The 20454-nt window shown below is 38.8% G+C and carries 20 protein-coding genes; 7 read left to right on the top strand and 13 right to left on the bottom strand.

From position 1 onward, the window contains the following. Positions 1–73 precede the first annotated feature (73 nt). A complete protein-coding gene (locus FTU22_RS06750) occupies positions 74–2098 on the bottom strand; it encodes an NADPH-dependent 2,4-dienoyl-CoA reductase (protein ID WP_180093613.1) in 2025 nt (674 codons plus the stop codon). A gap of 181 nt (positions 2099–2279) precedes the next feature. Here FTU22_RS06750 and FTU22_RS06745 point away from each other — a divergent pair, with 181 nt between their 5' ends. Together FTU22_RS06745 and FTU22_RS06740 are read left to right on the top strand one after the other, a co-directional pair. After that, the gene (locus tag FTU22_RS06745; protein ID WP_078194002.1) at positions 2280–2819 is read left to right on the top strand and encodes a PadR family transcriptional regulator; all 540 of its coding nucleotides are present in this window, start codon (positions 2280–2282) and stop codon (positions 2817–2819) included. A gap of 25 nt (positions 2820–2844) precedes the next feature. After that, positions 2845–3756: an alpha/beta fold hydrolase gene (locus FTU22_RS06740; RefSeq protein WP_180093611.1), complete on the top strand. Its 912-nt coding sequence runs from the start codon at positions 2845–2847 to the stop codon at positions 3754–3756. 127 nt (positions 3757–3883) lie between these two features. Here the strand turns inward: FTU22_RS06740 and FTU22_RS06735 are convergent, their stop codons facing one another. Further along, a complete protein-coding gene (locus FTU22_RS06735; RefSeq protein ID WP_078188530.1) occupies positions 3884–4795 on the bottom strand; it encodes a LysR family transcriptional regulator in 912 nt (303 codons plus the stop codon). A 279-nt stretch (positions 4796–5074) separates the two neighbouring features. On the opposite strand from FTU22_RS06735, the gene FTU22_RS06730 reads away from it, so the two are divergent. Next, positions 5075–5989 (top strand): LysR substrate-binding domain-containing protein, encoded by a 915-nt coding sequence (locus FTU22_RS06730; RefSeq protein WP_180004968.1) that lies wholly within the window; start codon positions 5075–5077, stop codon positions 5987–5989. Between the two features lie 320 nt (positions 5990–6309). On the opposite strand, the gene map is transcribed toward FTU22_RS06730, so the two are convergent. Next, positions 6310–7104, bottom strand: a complete 795-nt coding sequence (gene map / locus FTU22_RS06725) for a type I methionyl aminopeptidase (RefSeq protein ID WP_168378636.1) — start codon at positions 7102–7104, stop codon at positions 6310–6312. A 349-nt stretch (positions 7105–7453) separates the two neighbouring features. On the opposite strand from map, the gene brnQ reads away from it, so the two are divergent. Together brnQ and FTU22_RS06715 are read left to right on the top strand one after the other, a co-directional pair. Continuing rightward, positions 7454–8746: a branched-chain amino acid transport system II carrier protein gene (brnQ, locus tag FTU22_RS06720; protein ID WP_180093609.1), complete on the top strand. Its 1293-nt coding sequence runs from the start codon at positions 7454–7456 to the stop codon at positions 8744–8746. Between the two features lie 557 nt (positions 8747–9303). After that, positions 9304–9540: a hypothetical protein gene (locus tag FTU22_RS06715; protein ID WP_078188534.1), complete on the top strand. Its 237-nt coding sequence runs from the start codon at positions 9304–9306 to the stop codon at positions 9538–9540. 273 nt (positions 9541–9813) lie between these two features. Here the strand turns inward: FTU22_RS06715 and FTU22_RS06710 are convergent, their stop codons facing one another. Then, a complete protein-coding gene (locus tag FTU22_RS06710) occupies positions 9814–10275 on the bottom strand; it encodes a hypothetical protein (RefSeq protein ID WP_180093607.1) in 462 nt (153 codons plus the stop codon). 173 nt (positions 10276–10448) lie between these two features. Here FTU22_RS06710 and FTU22_RS06705 point away from each other — a divergent pair, with 173 nt between their 5' ends. Both FTU22_RS06705 and FTU22_RS06700 read left to right on the top strand, forming a co-directional pair. Continuing rightward, positions 10449–11309, top strand: a complete 861-nt coding sequence (locus FTU22_RS06705; protein WP_180093605.1) for an alpha/beta fold hydrolase — start codon at positions 10449–10451, stop codon at positions 11307–11309. 215 nt (positions 11310–11524) lie between these two features. Next, entirely contained in the window at positions 11525–12010 is a 486-nt protein-coding gene (locus tag FTU22_RS06700) for an Lrp/AsnC family transcriptional regulator (RefSeq protein ID WP_078188537.1), read from the top strand. Between the two features lie 85 nt (positions 12011–12095). Here the strand turns inward: FTU22_RS06700 and FTU22_RS06695 are convergent, their stop codons facing one another. The 9 genes from FTU22_RS06695 to FTU22_RS06655 all read right to left on the bottom strand — a co-directional run bounded on the left by FTU22_RS06695 (position 12096) and on the right by FTU22_RS06655 (position 20393). Beyond that, positions 12096–12308, bottom strand: a complete 213-nt coding sequence (locus FTU22_RS06695; RefSeq protein ID WP_180004964.1) for a hypothetical protein — start codon at positions 12306–12308, stop codon at positions 12096–12098. Further along, the gene (locus tag FTU22_RS06690) at positions 12305–12517 is read right to left on the bottom strand and encodes a DUF4177 domain-containing protein (protein ID WP_078193931.1); all 213 of its coding nucleotides are present in this window, start codon (positions 12515–12517) and stop codon (positions 12305–12307) included. Before FTU22_RS06690 ends, FTU22_RS06695 begins: the two co-directional genes overlap by 4 nt. Before the next feature lie 203 nt (positions 12518–12720). Then, entirely contained in the window at positions 12721–13578 is an 858-nt protein-coding gene (locus FTU22_RS06685) for a tetratricopeptide repeat protein (protein ID WP_180093603.1), read from the bottom strand. 93 nt (positions 13579–13671) lie between these two features. Continuing rightward, positions 13672–14895, bottom strand: coding sequence for a sodium/glutamate symporter (gene gltS / locus FTU22_RS06680; protein ID WP_180004961.1), 1224 nt, complete (start codon positions 14893–14895; stop codon positions 13672–13674). A gap of 204 nt (positions 14896–15099) precedes the next feature. Then, positions 15100–15315 (bottom strand): hypothetical protein, encoded by a 216-nt coding sequence (locus FTU22_RS06675; protein ID WP_078193934.1) that lies wholly within the window; start codon positions 15313–15315, stop codon positions 15100–15102. Between the two features lie 106 nt (positions 15316–15421). Next, complete coding sequence (locus FTU22_RS06670) at positions 15422–16432, bottom strand: DUF4034 domain-containing protein (RefSeq protein ID WP_078193935.1); 1011 nt, start codon at positions 16430–16432, stop codon at positions 15422–15424. Positions 16433–16531: 99 nt separating this feature from the next. Further along, positions 16532–19171 (bottom strand): bifunctional aconitate hydratase 2/2-methylisocitrate dehydratase, encoded by a 2640-nt coding sequence (locus FTU22_RS06665; RefSeq protein ID WP_180004960.1) that lies wholly within the window; start codon positions 19169–19171, stop codon positions 16532–16534. Between the two features lie 296 nt (positions 19172–19467). Beyond that, complete coding sequence (locus FTU22_RS06660; RefSeq protein ID WP_078193937.1) at positions 19468–19737, bottom strand: hypothetical protein; 270 nt, start codon at positions 19735–19737, stop codon at positions 19468–19470. 296 nt (positions 19738–20033) lie between these two features. Next, positions 20034–20393, bottom strand: coding sequence for a hypothetical protein (locus FTU22_RS06655; RefSeq protein ID WP_078193938.1), 360 nt, complete (start codon positions 20391–20393; stop codon positions 20034–20036). Positions 20394–20454 lie beyond the last annotated feature (61 nt).

Below are 20454 nucleotides of genomic sequence, written 5' to 3'. Positions count from 1 at the left end.
TCCCAAATGGAGAGGAAGCACGACAACTGCATATTAAATTGAATGAAGTTGTCGTGGTTGAGTATGAGGCTGATTAAATCACCGCAGCCAAATCTGCACCTTGACGAATGGCACGTTTAGCATCTAACTCACCTGCTTCTTTCGCACCACCAATCAAATGCACATTTTTCCCATCTGCTTGTAGCTGTTCATACATCGCGGTATAGGATTCCTGACCTGCACAAATCACCACATGATCAACATCTAAAATACGTGATTGACCATCAACGGTAATATGCAAACCTTGATCATCAATTTTGTCGTAGCTTGCACCCGCAATCATTTTCACATCGCGGTGTTTCAAACCTGTACGGTGAATCCAACCCGTGGTTTTACCTAAGCCAGCACCAACCGATTTAGCCTTACGTTGCAATAAATACACTTCACGCGGCGATTCTTCGACGTCTGGATTTTTCAAGCCACCGACTTGCGCATAAGTGGTATCAATACCCCATTCATCATAAAATTTCTCAGGATTGAGGCTACCGCTTTCACCTTCATGCGTTAAATATTCAGCCGTATCGAAACCAATACCGCCTGCACCAATGATCGCTACACGTTTGCCAACAGGTTGACGTTCACGTAATACCTGTAAATAGCTCAATACTTTTGGATGATCAATACCATCTATATCTAACTGACGCGGTGTTACACCCGTCGCCACCACGATGTCATCAAAATCAGACTGAGCTAATTCTTCATAAGTTGCCGTATGGTTCAATACCAATTTAATCTGAGGCAATAGTTCTATTTTACGTCTGAAATAACGCAGCGTTTCATAAAACTCTTCTTTACCAGGAATCGTTTTCGCAATATTAAACTGCCCACCAATTTGGCTCGATGCTTCAAAAATAGTTATGTTATGACCACGCTCTGCAGCATAAGTTGCAAAGCTTAAACCTGCAGGTCCCGCACCAATCACAGCGATATTTTTCACCTGTGCAGATTCTTTAAAAATCAGTTCAGTTTCATAGCAAGCTTGAGGGTTAACCAAACATGTTGCAATTTTCATCGAGAAAATATGATCTAGGCAGGCTTGGTTACAACCAATACAGGTATTAATTTCATCACTACGACCTTGTTCTGCTTTTTCCACAAAACGTGGATCAGCCAGCATTGGACGTGCCATGGACACCATATCTGCATCACCCGAAGCAAGTACGTGCTCAGCCATTTCAGGAGTGTTAATACGGTTTGAGGTGATTAAAGGAACATTCACAAGACCTTTTAATTTCTTGGTCACCCATGTAAATGCAGCACGTGGCACTTTGGTTGCAATGGTCGGAATACGCGCTTCATGCCAACCAATACCGGTATTGATAATAGTTGCACCGGCTTTTTCAATGGCTTTTGCAAGTTGCACAACTTCTTCGAAAGTCGAACCACCTTCAACCAGATCCAGCATAGAAAGACGGTAAATAATAATAAAATTTTCACCGACTAATTCACGCGTACGACGCACGATCTCAATTGGAAAACGAATCCGGTTTTCATAACTGCCACCCCATTCATCATCACGGTGGTTGGTACGTGCAGCAATAAACTCATTAATTAAATAACCTTCTGACCCCATGACTTCTACACCGTCATAACCCGCTGTCTGTGCTAACTGAGCACATTTTGCAAAATCATTGATCGTGCGTTCGACGTCTGCTGTGCTTAAAGCTTGCGGTTTTACTGGGTTAATTGGTGCTTGAATAGATGAAGGTGCAACATTATTGGCTTGATACGAGTAGCGACCTGTATGCAAAATCTGCATCGCAATTTTACCGCCAGCATCATGTACCGCCTGCGTAATCACTTTATGTTTTTCTGCTTCTTCTAAAGAGTCTAATTTTGAACCACCAGCAAATGTCACACCATCATCATTGGGAGAAATACCACCGGTTACAATCAGACCCACACCACCTTTCGCGCGCTCAGCGTAAAAAGCTGCCATGCGTTCATAGCCACCCGGCGCTTCTTCCAAACCGATATGCATAGAACCCATCAATACACGGTTCTTTAGCGTTGTAAAACCTAAATCAAGTGGTGCCAATAAATTTGGATAATTTGACATTTTTTCTCCTTAGCGTGCTGAAAAGCTGGCTATTTTTATCTTCGCTTGTATACGAGCTTTCTCTTTCCATCTACGCATACAAGATTTTTGCAACTTGTTGCACTAATTTATATGCGAGATTTGATTTTTATGCAACATGTTGCATAATAAAAAGTACAAAACTATTTTGACTGAGCCATATATGTCTTTAGCCCATGTTTTACTCACGAGCTTACTTGAAAAACCGAGTACAGGAATTGACCTTGCACGCCGTTTTGACCGCTCTATGGGCTTTTTTTGGAATGCAACACATCAGCAAATCTACCGTGAACTCAATGGCATGCTGCAAAAAGGCTGGATCAGTACCATTGAAGATGAGCACAGCACAACCCGTAAAAAAACCTACCAAGTTGAACAGCTTGGACGTGTTGAATTAGCCAATTGGATGGTTGAGCAAAGCCCTCCGGCTCAATTACGTGAAGAGTTGATGGTTCGTTTACGTGCAGAAGCTCAGCTGGGTACAAATGGCGTATTACCCGAATTAGAACGTCATCTAGAAATTCACAAAGAAAAACTAAAAGTGTACCAGTCTATTTTTGCAAAAGACTTTGCACATGCGCATGATGAAGACCGTACTTTGTACATTCATAAAATGATTTTACAGCTTGGGATTGATTTGGAAATCGGTTGGATCAAATGGCTCGAAACCATCATTCCACAGTTGCATAAATTTAATCGCTAAAACAAAAAAATAAATAGGAAGCCGCATGCCACACTATACAATGCCCGATCAGCAACAACTGTATGTTCGTGAATATGGTCAAGGAGAACCCATTCTGGTTTTATCTGGGCTGGGAATGCAGAGTTGGCAATGGCACCCTTTTCTACATCAACACCGAAAACACTTTAAATTTATCATTCCAGACTGGCGTGGATTTGGCGGCTCTAAACATTGTCAAATTCCAAATATGGATACCATTTCAAGCCATTGGCGAGATATTGACAGCTTAGTTTCCCAACTTGGTTACGATAAAATCACGGTCATTGCCTACTCCATGGGGGCAACGACCACCATGCACGGTTTAAAATACGGTCAGTTTGCTGAAAAAATTAAACGTTATTTGCACATCGATCAAACGCCTAAAATTCGAGTAGATGAAGATTGGCAATATGGTTTATATGGCAAACGCCACACTGAGTTTTTAAGTATTTTAGAAGACATCTCGAAGGTACTTGCAACCAACCTCTCTGTGCCATTTGCACAGCAGATGAATAAACATGACCGTCAAGGTCTGGTCGACGCTTGGTTAAGGTTCATAGACTTACAAAATAGCAATCCTTATGCATTATCCGCTTTCCGTTTTGCATACCAACAACCAACATTACAGAAGCTGATGTTACCCTCACAAAGTGTGGCCTATTTATATTGGTATATTCAAAATTATTTGAACCATACTGAAGATTATCGTGAAGCCATTGCAGCACTCACCGCTCCGACGACTTTTTTCACAGGGGCAAAATCGATCCTCTATCCTGCTCAAGGTCAAAAAATTATTGCTGACAGCCTAGTCAATGCTGAGCAGATTATTTTTAAAAAATCGGGACACACTCCATTAATCAGTGAACCGGTCAAATTTAGCCGTGAAATCACCAAGTTCTTAAAACAAGTAACCCTATAAGACTGAAAAAAATAGGCTCAAAACTTTCAAGATTGAGCCTATTTTTGTATGAAGGTAAACGTTACTTAACTGTTTGCTTCAAAATTGAATTTCAAAATTAACTTCATAATTACTTTTAAAATAGACCCTAGAAAACCCGACGATCGTATTCAATTGCTTCCAAGTCATACACTTGGTAAACACAGTCAAATAAAGGACGCGCCAATTCCCCTTCATCATCATTCCGCACAATCAAATAAATTTGGCTAATGGCAGCACTATCCGATAATTTCACATAATTCACATGCCTAAACTGCATAATTTGTACAGATTCAGGAACAATACAAATGCCTTCGCCCGCAGCGACCATACCTAGCGATTGCTGCAAATCAGCTTGAGTGTTAAAGCGTTTCGGCTCCATACCATATTCTAAAAACAACGACTTGATCAGCGTTGCATAACTTTGACCATCCGTTGCTGGATAGATAAAAATCTGCTCATCTTTGAGATTATTCAATGCAATCTGTTGTTGTGAAGATAAAGGATGGCTTGAATGCACCGCAACAATCAGAGGCTCTTCACGCAATAGCACACGTTTAACCGCCTGATCCGACACCCGAACTCGGCTAAAGCATGCATCAACCCGACCTTCTTTTAATGCCTGAATCTGATCGACTGCACTCAGTTCAATTAAATTTACATTTAAGTGTGGATATTGCTGACGGAACAAATAAACAATTCGAGGTAATAAACCACAGAGTAGCGAACCGCCATATCCGATATTAATGGTACGTTCTGTAGCACTGGCCCGCTGCGTAATGAGCTTAATTTCTTCTGCATTGGAAAGTAATTTCACGGCTTGCTGATAAAAGAAACGGCCAATGGTGGTGGTTCTTAAAGGACGGCTGCCACGCTCAAAAAGCTGTGCACCCAACTCTTCTTCTAAATTTTGAATTTGACGACTTAAAGGAGGTTGAGCAATAAATAGCTTTTCAGCAGCCTTCGTAAAACTCTGTTCTTCTACAACGGCGACAAAGTAACGTAAATGTCTTAATTCCATGACATTGTCCTTTAATGTCGAATTTCTTTCATAATGGTCTTTTATTTGAATATATCAGGACGACACTCAAATCACATCCTTCAAATTCGGTTATTTAAAAGATGTATACACCACATTTATTGTTTGGTCATGCTAATGTGAAACGATTACAAGGTTAACCCGACTTTAGTCTTGGCAATTTTGCTCAACCTTTTCACATGAAAAACTACAAAACGTGATTGACTTCATGAAACAATTCAAGTTAATTAACTAAATCGTTGCAAATATGGAATAAGAACAGTGCTGAGTGATCTAGATGATTTTTATTGTTTTGCCCAAGTGGTCGAACATGGTGGTTTTAGTGCAGCAGAACGTGCAACAGATATTCCAAAATCAAAACTGAGTCGTCGGGTCTATAACTTAGAAGAACGTTTAGGTGTCCGCCTGATTCAACGTAGCTCACGACATTTTGCTGTTACAGATATTGGTATGAATATCTATCGCCATGCACAAGTCATGATGAATGCCGCTCAAGCCGCACACGATTTGGTTGATCATCTCAGCACACAGCCGCGCGGCTTAATTAAAGTCAGCTTACCTGTTTCCATCGCGCAAAATGAAATGACCAAAATATTGCCTGAATTTTTAAAGCAATATCCAGAAATCAAAGTGCAAATGATGGTGACCAATCGGCGCGTAGATATCATTAATGAAGGCTTCGATCTTGCGCTACGTGTACGTTCAAATCTAGACGACGACCCCAATTTAGTCATTCGTAAATTTGAAACGATTGAGCAGCACTTATTTGCCAGTCAGGCGTATCTGAATAAATTTGGCGAACTCAAACACCCTGAAGATTTATCGCAACATCAAATATTAAGTATGGCGGATGAGCATCTCGATCAACATATTATTGTGACCGATGCACAGCATCATCAGAAAAAAATTAAAGTGAATCCAACGGTGATGGGCTCTGACCTGTCTATGTTAGCTGCGCTAGCCTGCCAAGATTGTGGCGTGGTGTTATTGCCCGACAGTATTGTGTCCGACCATGTGAAATCAGGTGCTTTGGTTCGTGTGTTACCTGAATGGAAAGCTGCACATGGTATATTCCATGCTGTTTATCCATCTCGTCGTGGCTTATTACCTGCTGTACGAGTATTCATTGATTACTTAGTTGAAAAACTCAGCCAACATGAACACGCTAAATTTTAGGCAAAAAAAAGCTTACCCATGTGATGGGTAAGCGAAAACTTAAAAACTAAGTAAAATCAGAAACTACAGCAGAATCTGTAATCATATTATATAAATAAAATACATCTTTATTAAATCGTTAATAGCTCTAACTGATTTTCAGAGTTATAAGCAAAGCCTTATAAATTAAGCTATAGACAAAACCTCTTAGTCTTAAAACCTATAACGTTCATACACACCACAAATTATTAGACTAAAGTCAAAAATTATACACATGTATAATTTAATTTAACTTCAATCATTTAGATACAGCAGATTCAGGATTAAATTCGCGATTTAGCTTAGATTGCAGGATATGTACCTGTACCTTCTGGCCATGGAGATAGCAACTCAAAACCACTATCGGTTACAACCACCATATGCTCCCACTGTGCCGATAAAGAGCGGTCTGCAGTAATCACTGTCCAGCCGTCTTTTAATTCTTTAGTTCGCGCTTTACCGCTGTTGATCATCGGCTCAATGGTAAAGACCATGCCTTTTTTCAGAATGACACCTTGACCCGGTTGACCATAGTGTAAAACGCTTGGTTGCTCATGATAAACTTTACCAATCCCGTGACCACAGTATTCACGTACAATGCTGTAGCCTTCACGATGAGCAACTTGTTGAATGGCATAGCCTACATCCCCCAAAGTTGCTCCCGGTTTAACTGCATGAATCCCTGCAACCATGGCTTCGTAGGTAGTTTCCACTAACTTTTTAGCCGCAGGCGAAACCTCACCCACATAGTACATGCGACTGGTATCACCAAAATAACCATCTTTAATGATCGCGACATCAATATTGATAATGTCACCATCTTTCAATACGGTTTCTTTCGAAGGAATACCATGACAAACCACTTCATTCGGTGAAATACAGGTGGTTTTGGTATAGCCATAGTAGCCAACGTTGGCAGGAATCACTTTAAGTGTGTTGACGATAAAATCATTACAGATATCGTCTAGATATTCAGTGGTCACGCCCGGCTTGACATACTCCCCGATCATCTCTAAAACCTGAGCAGCTAAACGACCTGAAATGCGTAATTTTTCAATATCTTGCTCGGTTTTAATCGTGATTTTGGAAGCTTTCATCTGAATATCCTCAAATTTGAATACACCGAATTATAGACCTTTTAGATTTTTTTTGTTTTATTCAGCCAATATTTCTGCATTTATTCGGCTTATAGCATCCTATTTAGTGCTGAAAATTAGAACAATTGATTTATATCTGATAAATCTTAATAGCTAAACTTATTCCTATAAAAATTTTATATACAATAAATTTCTTTTATTTATCATAAATATAAATAAAACATTATTTTATCTGTCAATATATTCATGATTCGTATTATAAAAACTATCTATACGATTTATAAATTTTGCTCCAAAAACGAGCTTAATTGCACTAAAATTGCCTTTTTTCACAGTTCATCTCCCCTTTATGACAAGTCTTCGTACACGGGATATTGTTGCCTTAGGTTTTATGACCTTTGCACTGTTTATTGGTGCAGGCAACATTATTTTCCCACCAATTGTCGCACAGCAAGCGGGTGAACATGTTTGGTTAGCTGCATTTGGTTTCTTGATCACCGCAGTTGGTCTACCTGTCATCACGATTATTGCTTTGTCGCGTGTTGAAGGTTCTATTCAAGTTTTAAGTTCGCCTTTGGGTAAAGCAGCCAGCATTATCCTTACTGTCGCGTGTTACTTAGCTGTTGGACCTTTATTTGCAACACCTCGTACAGCTACCGTTTCTTATGAAATTGGTTTCTCTTCTTATTTTGGTAACAGCGCAAACAGTCTGCTGATTTATAGCTTGATTTATTTTGCATTGGTGACGATTGTTTCACTTTACCCAAATAAAATTTTAGATACCGTAGGTTATTTCCTTTCACCACTCAAGATTTTAGGCCTCGTTATACTGGGTATCTCTGCGTTCTTTATCCCTGCCGGTGTGATTCCACCTGCAATTGATAACTACGTAACTGCACCAGTTTCTGAAGGTGTAGTAAATGGTTATTTAACCATGGATACATTAGGCGCTTTAGTTTTTGGTATTGTGATCGTCAAAGCCATTACTTCACGCGGCGTAACGGATAGTAAGCTCGTCACCAAATATGCTGTCATTGCCAGTATTATTTCTGGTATTGGACTTACACTGGTATATATCAGCTTATTCAAACTCGGTATGGGCAGCCATGATATTGCTCCAAATGCAACAAATGGTGCAGTGATCCTGCATGCATATGTACAACATGCTTTTGGTGATATGGGCGCTTATTTCCTATCTGCAATGATCTTTGTTGCATGTATGGTGACCGCAATTGGCTTAACCTGCGCATGTGCTGAATATTTCTCAGAATTGACTAAAATTCCATACAAAGTTTTTGTGTTCATTTTAGTTGGCTTCTCACTGCTTATTTCAAACTTAGGTTTAACCAAACTCATTGCCGTTTCAGTTCCTGTTTTAAGTGCGATTTATCCACCTGCGATTGTAGTTATCCTACTGAGCTTCTGCTCTAAATGGTTTATTTCACCATCACGAGTTATTGCTCCTGTTACCGCATGTGCGTTTATTTTCGGTATTTTTGATGGTTTAAAAGTGGCTGGTTTCGAAGATACTCTTCCAAGCTTTATTGCCAATCTACCACTTGCTCAACAAAATTTAGCATGGCTGATCCCTTCTGTAATTGTGCTGATTATTGCTGCTGTAATTGATAAAGTTAAAAAATAACCTTTTTGACTTGTCTAAAATCGGAGTTTTACCCGAATGACGATTTTACCTGTGACCAATAATTGTCGAGTTTTACCCAAACTGACATTTATTTGTCCTACTACAGCGCAATAATCCTAAGTCATTGAACTTTTAAATAAAGTTTTATTTTCATGATGAGAAAAAAAGCCAGCCATTTGGTTACAAAATATAATAATAGTTAAAATACAAATACTTTCTGCAAAATACACCGTACACAAACTCCATGATTAAGCCCGATTCAGACTGTAAGCTAGGCGGTTTCGTGTCATAAAGCCGATATACCCGTGTTGGTATATATATTGCTTATTCATACATAGATATTATGCATCGACCATTTTACTCACCAGTCAACACCTTTAGATTCATAATATTTAGTATATGAATAAAATGATTATTCTTATACGATGATCTAACATAGTTTTATGACAAAATAATGACATTTGCTATTGAAATACTTCTAGTTTCGAAGTACAACAGTAGTTCAAACCTGACCAAAATCATGGGTTTTGGCGAAACAACAACACGGAGGGGTGGAGATGTTATCAGTACATTTCAAAAAGCAATTCTTCATTAACGCTCTGAAGGCAAATAAGAACATGGTGACCTATACAAGCACCACTATTGCTCTCATGCTGACACTACTTATTCAAGGCTTAATACAAGGAAATTTAAGACCTGAATATTTTGCTTATGCGCTTATTGTCTCTGTAGCCTTTTATTTATGGGCAGTCATTGACCACAAATATCGAAAGCAAAAATCAACAGAATTTTAAGTTAGAAGATGGATGAGGCATCATCCATCTTGAAAAAAGAAAAGATGCCACCCCTACCTTCTCGATTATTCAATCCATTTTAAAAAACAATACAAATAATCCCTAAAATAACCAGAAAATCATCAGCCTTTTCTCATGAATTTTCGATTCTATTTAACTTCAAATTTTGTTTTATAAATTCTTCTACATAGCCATCGTCTGCACTTTAAAAGCTTTTAGTTCTTGATTAGCTTCCAATCTCATGCAAACCATTTCTAATTGATATTGCTTTGTTTAAAACCAAAATTTAACGATGACTCCGAAGAGCAATCCGAATGTTGCAATTAACTCGCCTATCACCAATCCAAGCATTGCCATACTCATCATCCATTTAGGTAAATGCCATTTGCCTAAGACGTGCGGTACTTTAAATTGATTGGTGGTATCAGCTAAAAAGCCATGCAGCACATAGCTTAAAATCGAAAAGCTAAAAAAGAACAAATTGATGATTACAAAGAGTAAATTGAGTGTATGTGGAAGTGCTGAAAAATAGGCCAATACCGCTAAAATAAGCGTCGCTGGGGCGTATAACAAACTGCTCCGATGTGCTATATCGACATAATAATGCGCACGTGCCAGTTCAGACTGTCTTATTTGTGCATATTTCCACACACCCGTGAGCATACCTACCCATAAATAAATCCCACTAAAGACTATCGCAATTTTTACTGCACCCGAAAGTTGAAGCATGTCCATTTTAATTTACATCCATTGTTCAATTACACGCATTATTTTTATCTGTATTTCTTCTGCAATAGTACTTGCTTCAAACCTGTTATGACATGACTTTAGAGTCATACTCTTTTCAGGTTTCTTTTTGGAACTTGTGTAAATTAGAGTCATCGGAACACACCCATGAAGTTTGAATCATGTCATCATCTGAAAAACTCACGATTCATTGCCAAGACGGCTATTCACTGAGTGCGCGCTATTATCCACACCAGACAGAGCTCAAACAGGTTTTACCTGTGTTGATTTGTCCAGCCACAGGCATTACCAAGCAATTTTATAATAGTTATGCAACATGGTTGAGCCAACAAGGCTATGACGTTTTAGTTTTTGATTTTCGTGGTATTGGTGAGTCGCTACACAGCCCTCTAAAAGAATCGACAGCAAGTATTGTTCAATGGGGGCAGCTTGATATCCCGGCGGCAATCGACGCTTTAATCAGTAAAACGCAGGCGCCTAAAGTGATATTACTTGGTCATAGCGCAGGCGGACAACTATTAGGCATCGTGCCAAATTTTGACAAAGTCGCCAAAATGGTTGCTGTTTCTGGCTCTACAGGTCATATCAAAGATCTTAAAGGTCGCACCAAGCTTTTAGCTCCAGTGATGTTTAATGTGATCTTCCCCATTGCACGCTATACCATTGGCTATGGCCCGACCAATGCAATTGGCATGGGTGAAAATTTGCCAAAAGATGTAGCTCGTGAATGGGCTGAATTTTGTAGCAAACCCGGTTATGTCATCAATGCCTTAGGCAAAACTGTTCAGCATGATTTTCATCAACAAGTGAGCTGCCCGATCACTGCCGTATGGAGCTCTGATGACGAAATCGCCACGGAAGCCAATGTCAAAGACTTGCTACGTTTATACCCGAATGCTTTGACTCAAATGATTGAGTTAAAACCGAAAGAAACAGGTCATAAAGCCATCGGACATATGTTGATGTTTAAATCATCACATCAAAACCTATGGCCGATCATTGAACAACAGTTACACGCTTAAGTTTTTGCCACTCAGTCAGTAATCCGGCTGAGTGGTCTTTTTATGGACTGCACAATAATTTCTACTTTTAGATTCATTCAAACTGCCTGACAGCTTACATATTCTATTTTCTATCTTTAAAATCTGCACTGAACGTCCAAGTGTACTTATTTTCATCAGCCGACTATTGCAAAAAATGATATAACTATTTTTTCTCAATTATATTCTATTTTGGCATGAGTGAAGCACGACACAACCTCGACAGAATTGATCGTTTAATATTATCCGCATTAAGAGAAGATGGACGACTCACCATAGCCCAGCTTTCTGAACGTGTTGGTCTCTCCTCTTCGCCGTGTTGGACACGCTTAAAGCGTCTAGAAAATTTAAAAATTATCGACGGCTATACAGCCAACATCAACCCAAAATCGATTGGGATCAATGAATTATTCTTTATTGAAATCACATTAGAACGTCACGACGATGAAATTTTAGATCAATTTAGTGAAACTTTAGCCAATATGCCAGAAGTAGTAGAAGCACATTTAGTCACTGGCGATTATGATTATTTGGTGAAAGTTGCAGTTAAAAATGCTGAACACTATGAGCGTTTTTTACGTAAAAATTTATATTCTATGAAAGGTATACGCCATACCCGCTCTATTTTTGCGCTACGACAATTAAAATCTGCCAGCAGTGCTGACCTCATGATGATTGAGTAATGAGCCAATATAGATCTAATCTATAAGATGACTTTAAAATTTAAGGGCAATTGAGTTCAGCACTCAATTGCCCTATTTATGTGTTCTAATCTATATAGCCATCTTTTTTCAATTTTTTATCTGTCAAATACTCACGTATGACCAATGTTGCAATAATAATGATGGCTTCTAAGATCGCTACTGTGACGGTTAGTTTGGTAAATACTTCGACACTGAGCAACTCAAACCATAATTGAGCGATGGCTAATAAACCCCATAAAACTGAAATAATAAGTGCACTAAAGACACCGTATTTCATTTTTCTCTCTCCAAAACAACTACATAAGCTTCGCGCTTCCAAAAAAGCAGCATACGACGGATATCCTTTTCCATCGTAATCACCGCCCAACCTTGCTGTGCATTTTGATTTAAAAAATTGGTGAATTTAACAGGATCAACTTTTGAAGAGCCAAGCAGCAAAGATCCCAGCATACCTTCTTGATAGATAACAACTTTATATTCTTTCATCAATATAGTTCTTTATGGTTATAGTGAAGTGAACAAATGTTCATGGCAAAGTATAGCGATCGCTTTTTCCTAAAACAACAAAGTTTTAACTGTCAATTTACTCAGCATTTTTTTCAATTTTATGCTTTAATATACACAGTATGAGATGAGCCTTATATGAGTATCACGCGAGTGATACGACTAGCCCCTAACCATGGGGCTTTTTATTGTTTTGTACTTAGCTCACATTGTTGTATTTCATTGTTCAATTTTGACAAAACAAGACTGTGAATTTCACATGTTTTCACAGGGTCTTGCTCATAAGCCGAATTAAACCATGCAGCAGCTTTTTCAAAATCTCGCTGTACGCCTAGCCCACCTAAATAAAAACTTGCAACGCTAATTTTTCCGTTCAAATCATTTGCTTCCGCAGCCTTTAAAAACCACGGATAAGCCTTTTTATAATCAGGCTTTGCATCAATACCTTGATAATAAATCATACCCAAACGGGACTGATATTGAGCCAAGCCTTGTTCAGCCAACAACATCGTTGGCTTTTCAGCAAGCTGCATATTTTGCTTCGTATAGTAATAATAGTCGGCCAATTGTTCGATATCTTCTTGCTTGCCTTTATTTGCAAATTCAATTAAAAGACTTTCCAATTTTTTCTCATTCCTTGGAATGAGTTCATATTTATTCATGATCAAAAGCATACGCTTTGAATCTTCTAAATTTCTTTCAGCACCGATCTCAAACCATTTTGCGGCTTCTGCATAATCTACTTTTACTCCTACACCTTTGTAATACATCAATCCCAAATTTTGATTTGCTGAGCGATGCCCTAAGGCAGAAGCACGCTTATACAGCGCTATGGCTTCAGGCAGATTAATCTCCACACCTTCTAGCCCCATATGTTTCAGTACAGCCAAATCATACAGCGCCTGCTTTTCGTTATTTTGCGCTTGAACTATGGTCTTTTGGACATCAATTTCGGCTGAATAGGTTATAGAAAATGGAAGTGCTGTTAATACAAATAGCATGAACAATTTGATGTAAGGCAAATGATATTTTAAAACTTTCATTGTTTATTATTCTTGATCAATAAGATGGTGAAAAATGAAATGCTAAAACACTCTATCTAGATGCTTTAGCATTTTTTAAAGCTATATATAGTATTAACCAAAGAAGCCTATCGTTGCCTGAATGACCACAGCATTGACAATATCTACAAAGAATGCCCCAGTCAAAGGTATGATTAAAAAGGCTTTATGTGATGGCCCATAAGTATTGGTTACTGCTTGAATATTAGCAATCGCTGTCGGTGTTGCACCCAAATTTACACCACATTGCCCTGCACAAAGTACTGCTGCGTCATAGCTTTTTCCCATGATCCTAAAAGTTACAAAGTACAGATACAGTGCTAAAACGAGGGTTTGTACCAGTAAAATAATCACCAGCGGGCCTGCAAGATCTGCCAATAACCAGAGCTGCAATGACATCAGCGCCATGGATAAAAATAATGCCAAGGATGCGTTACCAAATACATCGATACAGCGATCAAACATTTCAATTTTAAAGCCAAGTTCAAGGGTGTTTCTTAAAAATACACCACACGCTAAAGCCCAAACGAAGGTAGGTAATTCAAACCACTGTCCACGAGCAAACTCTGTCATGAAATAAGCAAAGCTGATACAGATGGCAAACATCCCCATCGTTTTGACGGCATCATCTGCGGTAATTAAACGAGTTTTTTCAGGATATTCGAAAGGCGCCGTTTCAGATGCAGGCGGTGCTTCATTACGTCCTGATGTGGGTACAAGTTCTTCTGCCAACTGAAAACGGCGGATGAGGAATTTCGCCACTGGCCCGCCCATCATGCCGCCAATGACCAAGCCGAAGGTTGCACTTGCCATACCGAGTACGACTGCACCTTGTATACCATGATCTTGTTCAAAGACTGTACCCCATGCGCCTGCTGTACCGTGACCGCCAGTTAATGTGACTGAGCCTGTAATTAAGCCGATGAGCGGATCTAATCCTAAAATTTTGGCTAAACTGATACCAACGATGTTTTGCAGCATGACAAATATAATGACACAGCCTAAAAACAGCACTAACGCCTTGCCACCCTCTTTGAGTTTTCCAAGACTTGCACTCAAGCCAACAGAGGTAAAGAACATCAGCATGAATATTTGCTGAATTTTGGCATCAAAATTTACGGTGATATTAAAGTTTTTAAATAATATAAAAGTAATTACCGCTGCAACTAGACCACCTGCCACTGGTTCAGGAATGTTGTATTTTTTCAGGATAGAAATTTTATGTACAAAGAAATACCCGATAAATAAAACCAAAACCGCCACGACAATTGTCAAAAAAGCATCTAGCTCATAATTCATAATTTAATCTTAAGTGCTCAATTTTATTTATCTTTTTACATAATTATTTGATTTTTTCAGCTAGAAAAATGTAAATAAGTTATTTAGCCCCTTCTTCTACTACACATTTCTGAAGCCTAATAAATGAAATAAATAAAAATGCTCAGCGTATGTGATGTGCTGAGCATTTGCTGTTTATGACTGAAAAGCAGGAATTTTGAGAGATTATTTGATATCGAATACCCAGTTATGCGCCTCTTTATCACTGGTGGTTTCACAGACATAGTAATCTTGATCCCAAGCATCTTGGTTAAAGATTTCTTTTTTGTGGTAAGTCATCTGTTTGCCATTTTCGACACAGACAAAGCTTTCGCCTTGGTCTTTGACTTGGGTTCCGTTGAGGAAGCCACCAATACAGAGGAATCGGGATTGTTTGGGCACTGATCTATGCTACTGTAAAATAATATTAGTTGTGATTAAACGTTGTATTCTTAGAACTGTAAATAACATTTATAAATAAAAGCCTCCAATTAAGAGGCGATTATTTCTATTTTTGACAGTTATTCAAACTATTTTCTATATAGCTTTTTTCTAATTGTCCTTGTTTAAAGGATTTTAATAACCGTTCCAACCTCACTCTATTCCCAGGATAAGAGCAATACAATTTTTGCACATCATTTATTTTACTCAAAGAAGTAAGTTTACTTAAAGAATCTACGGCACCTTGCTCAACCCTAGCCCAATTTACATTTAGTTTTTTCAAATCATACTTATTGTTATGTACTGTATATAGAATATGATAATAATGAAAATCTTTTTCTGCAGGATTCATTTCCTGTATATCATTAATAATCATTTGAATAGCATCATAATTTTCTCCAAACCACTTTGGCTCAAAACTCTCCATAAATGTATTATAAATAACTCGCTGTTTTGGATATTTTACAATTCCATCTTGATAAGCTTTTAAGTAGTTTTCTTCAGCCCCCAGATCACGTAGGGTCATTAACAGTATGTAGTAATAAAAAGGATCTTTAGATGCAACATCATAATTTTCTAATAAAAAATTTAAATTTTTAATTGATTGATCACCAAAATATTGCATATTTTTTTTCGATACTTGTGAAGTATAACTTCCCCCTCTAATGCTCCAAGCATGTTTTCTAACCCAAAGCGTATAGTAAATATAACCTAATGGTGACTCTGGTTCAGCCTTAATCCATTTCTGTGCGATTGCTATATTTTCTTTATAATAATTTGGAGAAGTTACTCGATGTTTATTTACAATCCCAAGAAAAGAATCTAAATAACTAGTATGTTTAAACTTACCATCAAAATTATATTCTTCACTATTTAAAAGCTGTTGTGCTTTGTTTGAAATATCTTTGAACTTTTTCTCTCTAATCAAATTTTCCACTTCAGACTGAATGTCATATCCTGTGGGATATATACTTTCATCAACCAATTTTATGTTTGCTAACTTCGTATACGACACTTCTGCAAAAATTTGTGTAGAACAAAATGTTAATAATATAAAAGATAAATTCTTTAGTTTCATAAGGCCAATTTCTAAATTACAGTTTTATTATTAGTAAGATTCTATTAAATAAAGAAAATCCCACATGACGTGGGATTTTCTTATTAACTACTTAATCAATTAAGACAATTGAGCAGCAGCAATTTTCTTAGTATCAACGTCTTTAGCAGCGTCAGTATAGTCGCCCATTTTGTCGAAGCTTAAGTATTGGTAGATGTCTGCAGACATGCTATCAATTTGAGCTGCGTATTCTTGGTACTCAGCTGGAGTTGGTAATTTACCAAGTACAGCAGCAACAGAAGCAAGCTCAGCAGAAGCTAAGTAAACGTTCGCACCTTGACCTAGACGGTTCGGGAAGTTACGAGTAGAAGTCGATACACAAGTAGTGTTCGGAGCTACACGTGCTTGGTTACCCATACATAATGAACAACCTGGCATTTCTGTACGAGCGCCAGCTTTACCATAGATGTTATAGAAACCTTCTTCCATCAATTGACGTTCGTCCATACGAGTTGGAGGAGCCAACCATAGACGAGTAGATAAAGAACCACCAGGAACTTTGTCTAGAAGTTTACCAGCCGCACGGAAGTGACCAATGTTAGTCATACATGAACCAACGAATACTTCGTCAATTTTTGTACCAGCAACGTCAGAAAGCAATTTAGCGTCATCTGGGTCGTTCGGGCAGCAAAGAACTGGTTCAGTAATTGTAGAAAGGTCAATTTCATACACTTTAGTGTATTCAGCATCTGGATCTGCTTTGATTAGGCTTGGGTTCGCTAACCATTTCTCCATGTTTTCTACACGGCGCGCCATTGTACGAGCATCGCCATAACCTTCAGAAATCATCCATTTCAACATAGTAATGTTTGATTTAAGGTATTCAGCAACTTTCTCTTCAGAAAGCGTGATAGAACAGCCTGCAGCAGAACGTTCAGCAGATGCGTCAGAAAGTTCGAACGCTTGCTCAACAGTAAGGTCAGTTTCCATTTCTGTAAGGTCGATCTCAAGGATACGGCCAGAGAAGATGTTCTTCTTACCTTTTTTCTCTACAGTTAAGTCGCCTTCTTGGATCGCTACGTAAGGAATTGCATGTACTAGGTCACGTAGAGTGATACCAGGTTGCATTTTACCTTTGAACTTAACAAGAACAGATTCAGGCATATCTAGTGGCATAACACCAGTCGCTGCAGCGAACGCTACAAGACCAGAACCCGCTGGGAACGAAATACCGATTGGGAAACGAGTATGCGAGTCACCACCAGTACCTACTGTATCTGGAAGAAGCATACGGTTTAACCAAGAGTGGATAATACCATCACCTGGACGTAGAGAAACACCACCACGGTTCATGATGAAATCAGGAAGCGTGTGCTGCATTTGAACGTCAACTGGTTTTGGATACGCAGCTGTATGACAGAAAGATTGCATAACTAGGTCAGCAGAGAAGCCTAGGCAAGCAAGATCTTTAAGTTCGTCACGAGTCATTGGACCTGTTGTATCTTGAGAACCAACAGTAGTCATCTTAGGTTCACAGTAAGTACCTGGAAGTACACCTTGACCTTCAGGAAGACCACAAGCGCGACCAACCATTTTTTGAGCTTGAGTGAAGCCTTTACCAGTAGCTGCAGGTTGAACTGGAGTACGGAATAAAGTTGAAGGTGCAAGACCAAGAGCTTCACGAGCTTTAGTTGTTAAACCACGACCAACGATAAGGTTGATACGGCCACCAGCACGTACTTCATCTAAAAGAACTGGAGTTTTAAGTTCAGATTCAGCGATTTGAACGCCGTCTTTGAACGCAGTTACTTTAGCAGCAGCGTGGTCGATTTTAAGCGTGATTTCGTCGCCCATGTTCATGTTTTGAACATCGATTTCTACTGGCAATGCACCAGCATCTTCCATAGTGTTGAAGAAAATCGGAGCGATTTTAGAACCTAAGCAATAACCACCATCTTTTTTGTTCGGAATGTGAGCAATTTCGTCACCAAAGAACCAAAGTACAGAGTTAGTTGCTGACTTACGAGAAGAACCAGTACCAACAACGTCACCTACGTAAGCAACTTGGTTGCCTTTCGCGATAAGCTCTTTGATTTGGCTAAGTGGACCAACTTCGCCAGGAACTTCTGGATTGATACCGTCACGTACGTTTTTAAGCATTGCGTTAGCATGTAACGGAATGTCTGGACGGCTCCACGCGTCTTGTGCAGGTGACAAGTCGTCTGTGTTCGTTTCGCCAGTTACTTTGAAAACTGTAAGTTTGATTTCTTCAGGAACGTCTTTACGGCTAGTGAACCATTCAGCATCTGCCCAAGATTGCATAACTGCTTGTGCATTCGCATTGCCCGCTTTTGCTTTATCAGCAACGTCGTGGAAGGCATCAAATACAAGAAGAGTTTTCTTAAGTGCGTCAGCAGCTAATTCACCAAGCTCTGCATCATCAAGAAGTGCAACTAAAGGAGCAACGTTATAACCACCAAGCATAGTACCTAGTAGGTAAACCGCACGTTCTTTAGTTACTAGTGGAGAAGTCGCTTCACCTTTTGCCAAAGCAGCTAAGAAAGCAGCTTTAACGTATGCAGCTTGGTCAACACCCGCTGGAACACGGTTTTCTAGTAAATCAACTAAAAATGCTTCTTCGCCAGCTGGTGGGTTTTTTAATAATTCAACTAATGCAGCTGTTTGAGCATCGTCAAGTGGCTTCGGTGGGACTCCGAGTGCGGCACGTTCTTCAACGTGTTGGCGGTAAGCTTCTAGCACGGTGTTATTCCTCTTTTTTAAAAAATTATTTACGCATTCCTGCTTTAAATAAAGCTACGCAAATAATATGGACTGCTAAATTTTACTAAAATTCCAGTTAAAAGTTAATGCACTACAAGTGTTTCTTCGTGATGCCCGTTATTTTATAAATAAATGATCCTCATATCGTTTATACATTAAGCAAAATCAATACTTAGAACACGCTTTTCTTGCACATATTAACTTTTGACTAAAATTAACCATCAAAAAAAGGCAACTAAATGTTGCCTGTTTTTATCAGTATTGGATATTCCACCTTAGTGTACAGTGGTTGCAGTGATATATTGTTGAAGTTCTGCTCGATCGCCTGTAAATCTGAGGCACCATTCGTCCTGACATGTGGTTTGATGTTGATTACTTGCAAAGCTGATATCGACCAAATAACGCTGAGAAAATTCATCTATTTTTTGGCGTAATGTGACTTTATCTCCAATGCTGAGCACGTAGTTCCCACCACCGATAATTGCTACGCCTTGTTCATCTTCTAGGAGTAGATCTGAGTGATGCATATAACCTATAACGTCCATATTCTGCTCCTCTACTGTTTTTTATTCTCCATTTCATTATTCATTAAAAAGATTTGCTTTTCTATATTTATGATTTAGCAAGTTGTCACAATTTGTATTTCGCTCTGCTTAGGCTATTTTAAAATCTTTAAGCATCTCATATTCAAAGTAACCCGAAGATAAATATGCATTCGCAAAATAAGCATGAACTCCATCATATGGCTAAACAACGGATAGTTGCCCCGTTGTAACTACTCACTGCTGAATAGAGCCTTTAGGTTTTGCTTTACGCGCTTTCTCGCATAAAAAACCGTTCCTTAGAACGGTTTATAATCTGGCATTTCGGTATGCGGTGTTGCGATACATTTTTCAGTAAACTCAGCACGAATTTTTTCACGTGCTTTTTCAACATCAGTATTAATCTCAGCTTGCGGCAAGGCATAAACTTCATCAATGATGTTCAGGATAAATCCTTTGGTGGTTTCATCCTCAATTTTGTTGGCATGCTCAACTGCTTTGTCTTTTTCAATTGCATTTTGACGATCTAACATAATCGTACGTGCAGCATTACCTACACTGCGGCAGTAACCCTGCCACTGCTCTTCAGGGGTTAATGGTTTTTTTTCAGCACAGCCGACCAAAGCCACCATAACGGATAAAGCAAATAACTTTTTCATGAACTTCTCCTTACGAGGGGCAATATAAAAGATCGTAATGGATTTGTCATTTAAATTAGTC

It is taken from the genome of Acinetobacter sp. YH12076 (assembly GCF_013419525.1).
Classification (GTDB): Bacteria; Pseudomonadota; Gammaproteobacteria; order Pseudomonadales; family Moraxellaceae; genus Acinetobacter; species Acinetobacter amyesii.
Note: the sequence above shows the minus strand (reverse complement) of the source record. Positions and strands in the feature narration are given on the sequence as shown.

Bases quoted from the DNA above. Each gene is read 5' to 3' on its own strand.
- FTU22_RS06750 (WP_180093613.1), bottom strand. From the start codon at position 2,098: ATGTCAAATTATCCAAATTTATTGGCACCACTTGATTTAGGTTTTACA.
- FTU22_RS06745 (WP_078194002.1), top strand. From the start codon at position 2,280: ATGTCTTTAGCCCATGTTTTACTCACGAGCTTACTTGAAAAACCGAGT.
- FTU22_RS06740 (WP_180093611.1), top strand. From the start codon at position 2,845: ATGCCACACTATACAATGCCCGATCAGCAACAACTGTATGTTCGTGAA.
- FTU22_RS06735 (WP_078188530.1), bottom strand. From the start codon at position 4,795: ATGGAATTAAGACATTTACGTTACTTTGTCGCCGTTGTAGAAGAACAG.
- map (WP_168378636.1), bottom strand. From the start codon at position 7,104: ATGAAAGCTTCCAAAATCACGATTAAAACCGAGCAAGATATTGAAAAA.
- brnQ (WP_180093609.1), top strand. From the start codon at position 7,454: ATGACAAGTCTTCGTACACGGGATATTGTTGCCTTAGGTTTTATGACC.
- FTU22_RS06715 (WP_078188534.1), top strand. From the start codon at position 9,304: ATGTTATCAGTACATTTCAAAAAGCAATTCTTCATTAACGCTCTGAAG.
- FTU22_RS06710 (WP_180093607.1), bottom strand. From the start codon at position 10,275: ATGGACATGCTTCAACTTTCGGGTGCAGTAAAAATTGCGATAGTCTTT.
- FTU22_RS06705 (WP_180093605.1), top strand. From the start codon at position 10,449: ATGTCATCATCTGAAAAACTCACGATTCATTGCCAAGACGGCTATTCA.
- FTU22_RS06700 (WP_078188537.1), top strand. From the start codon at position 11,525: ATGAGTGAAGCACGACACAACCTCGACAGAATTGATCGTTTAATATTA.
- FTU22_RS06695 (WP_180004964.1), bottom strand. From the start codon at position 12,308: ATGAAATACGGTGTCTTTAGTGCACTTATTATTTCAGTTTTATGGGGT.
- FTU22_RS06690 (WP_078193931.1), bottom strand. From the start codon at position 12,517: ATGAAAGAATATAAAGTTGTTATCTATCAAGAAGGTATGCTGGGATCT.
- FTU22_RS06685 (WP_180093603.1), bottom strand. From the start codon at position 13,578: ATGAAAGTTTTAAAATATCATTTGCCTTACATCAAATTGTTCATGCTA.
- gltS (WP_180004961.1), bottom strand. From the start codon at position 14,895: ATGAATTATGAGCTAGATGCTTTTTTGACAATTGTCGTGGCGGTTTTG.
- FTU22_RS06670 (WP_078193935.1), bottom strand. From the start codon at position 16,432: ATGAAACTAAAGAATTTATCTTTTATATTATTAACATTTTGTTCTACA.
- FTU22_RS06660 (WP_078193937.1), bottom strand. From the start codon at position 19,737: ATGGACGTTATAGGTTATATGCATCACTCAGATCTACTCCTAGAAGAT.
- FTU22_RS06655 (WP_078193938.1), bottom strand. From the start codon at position 20,393: ATGAAAAAGTTATTTGCTTTATCCGTTATGGTGGCTTTGGTCGGCTGT.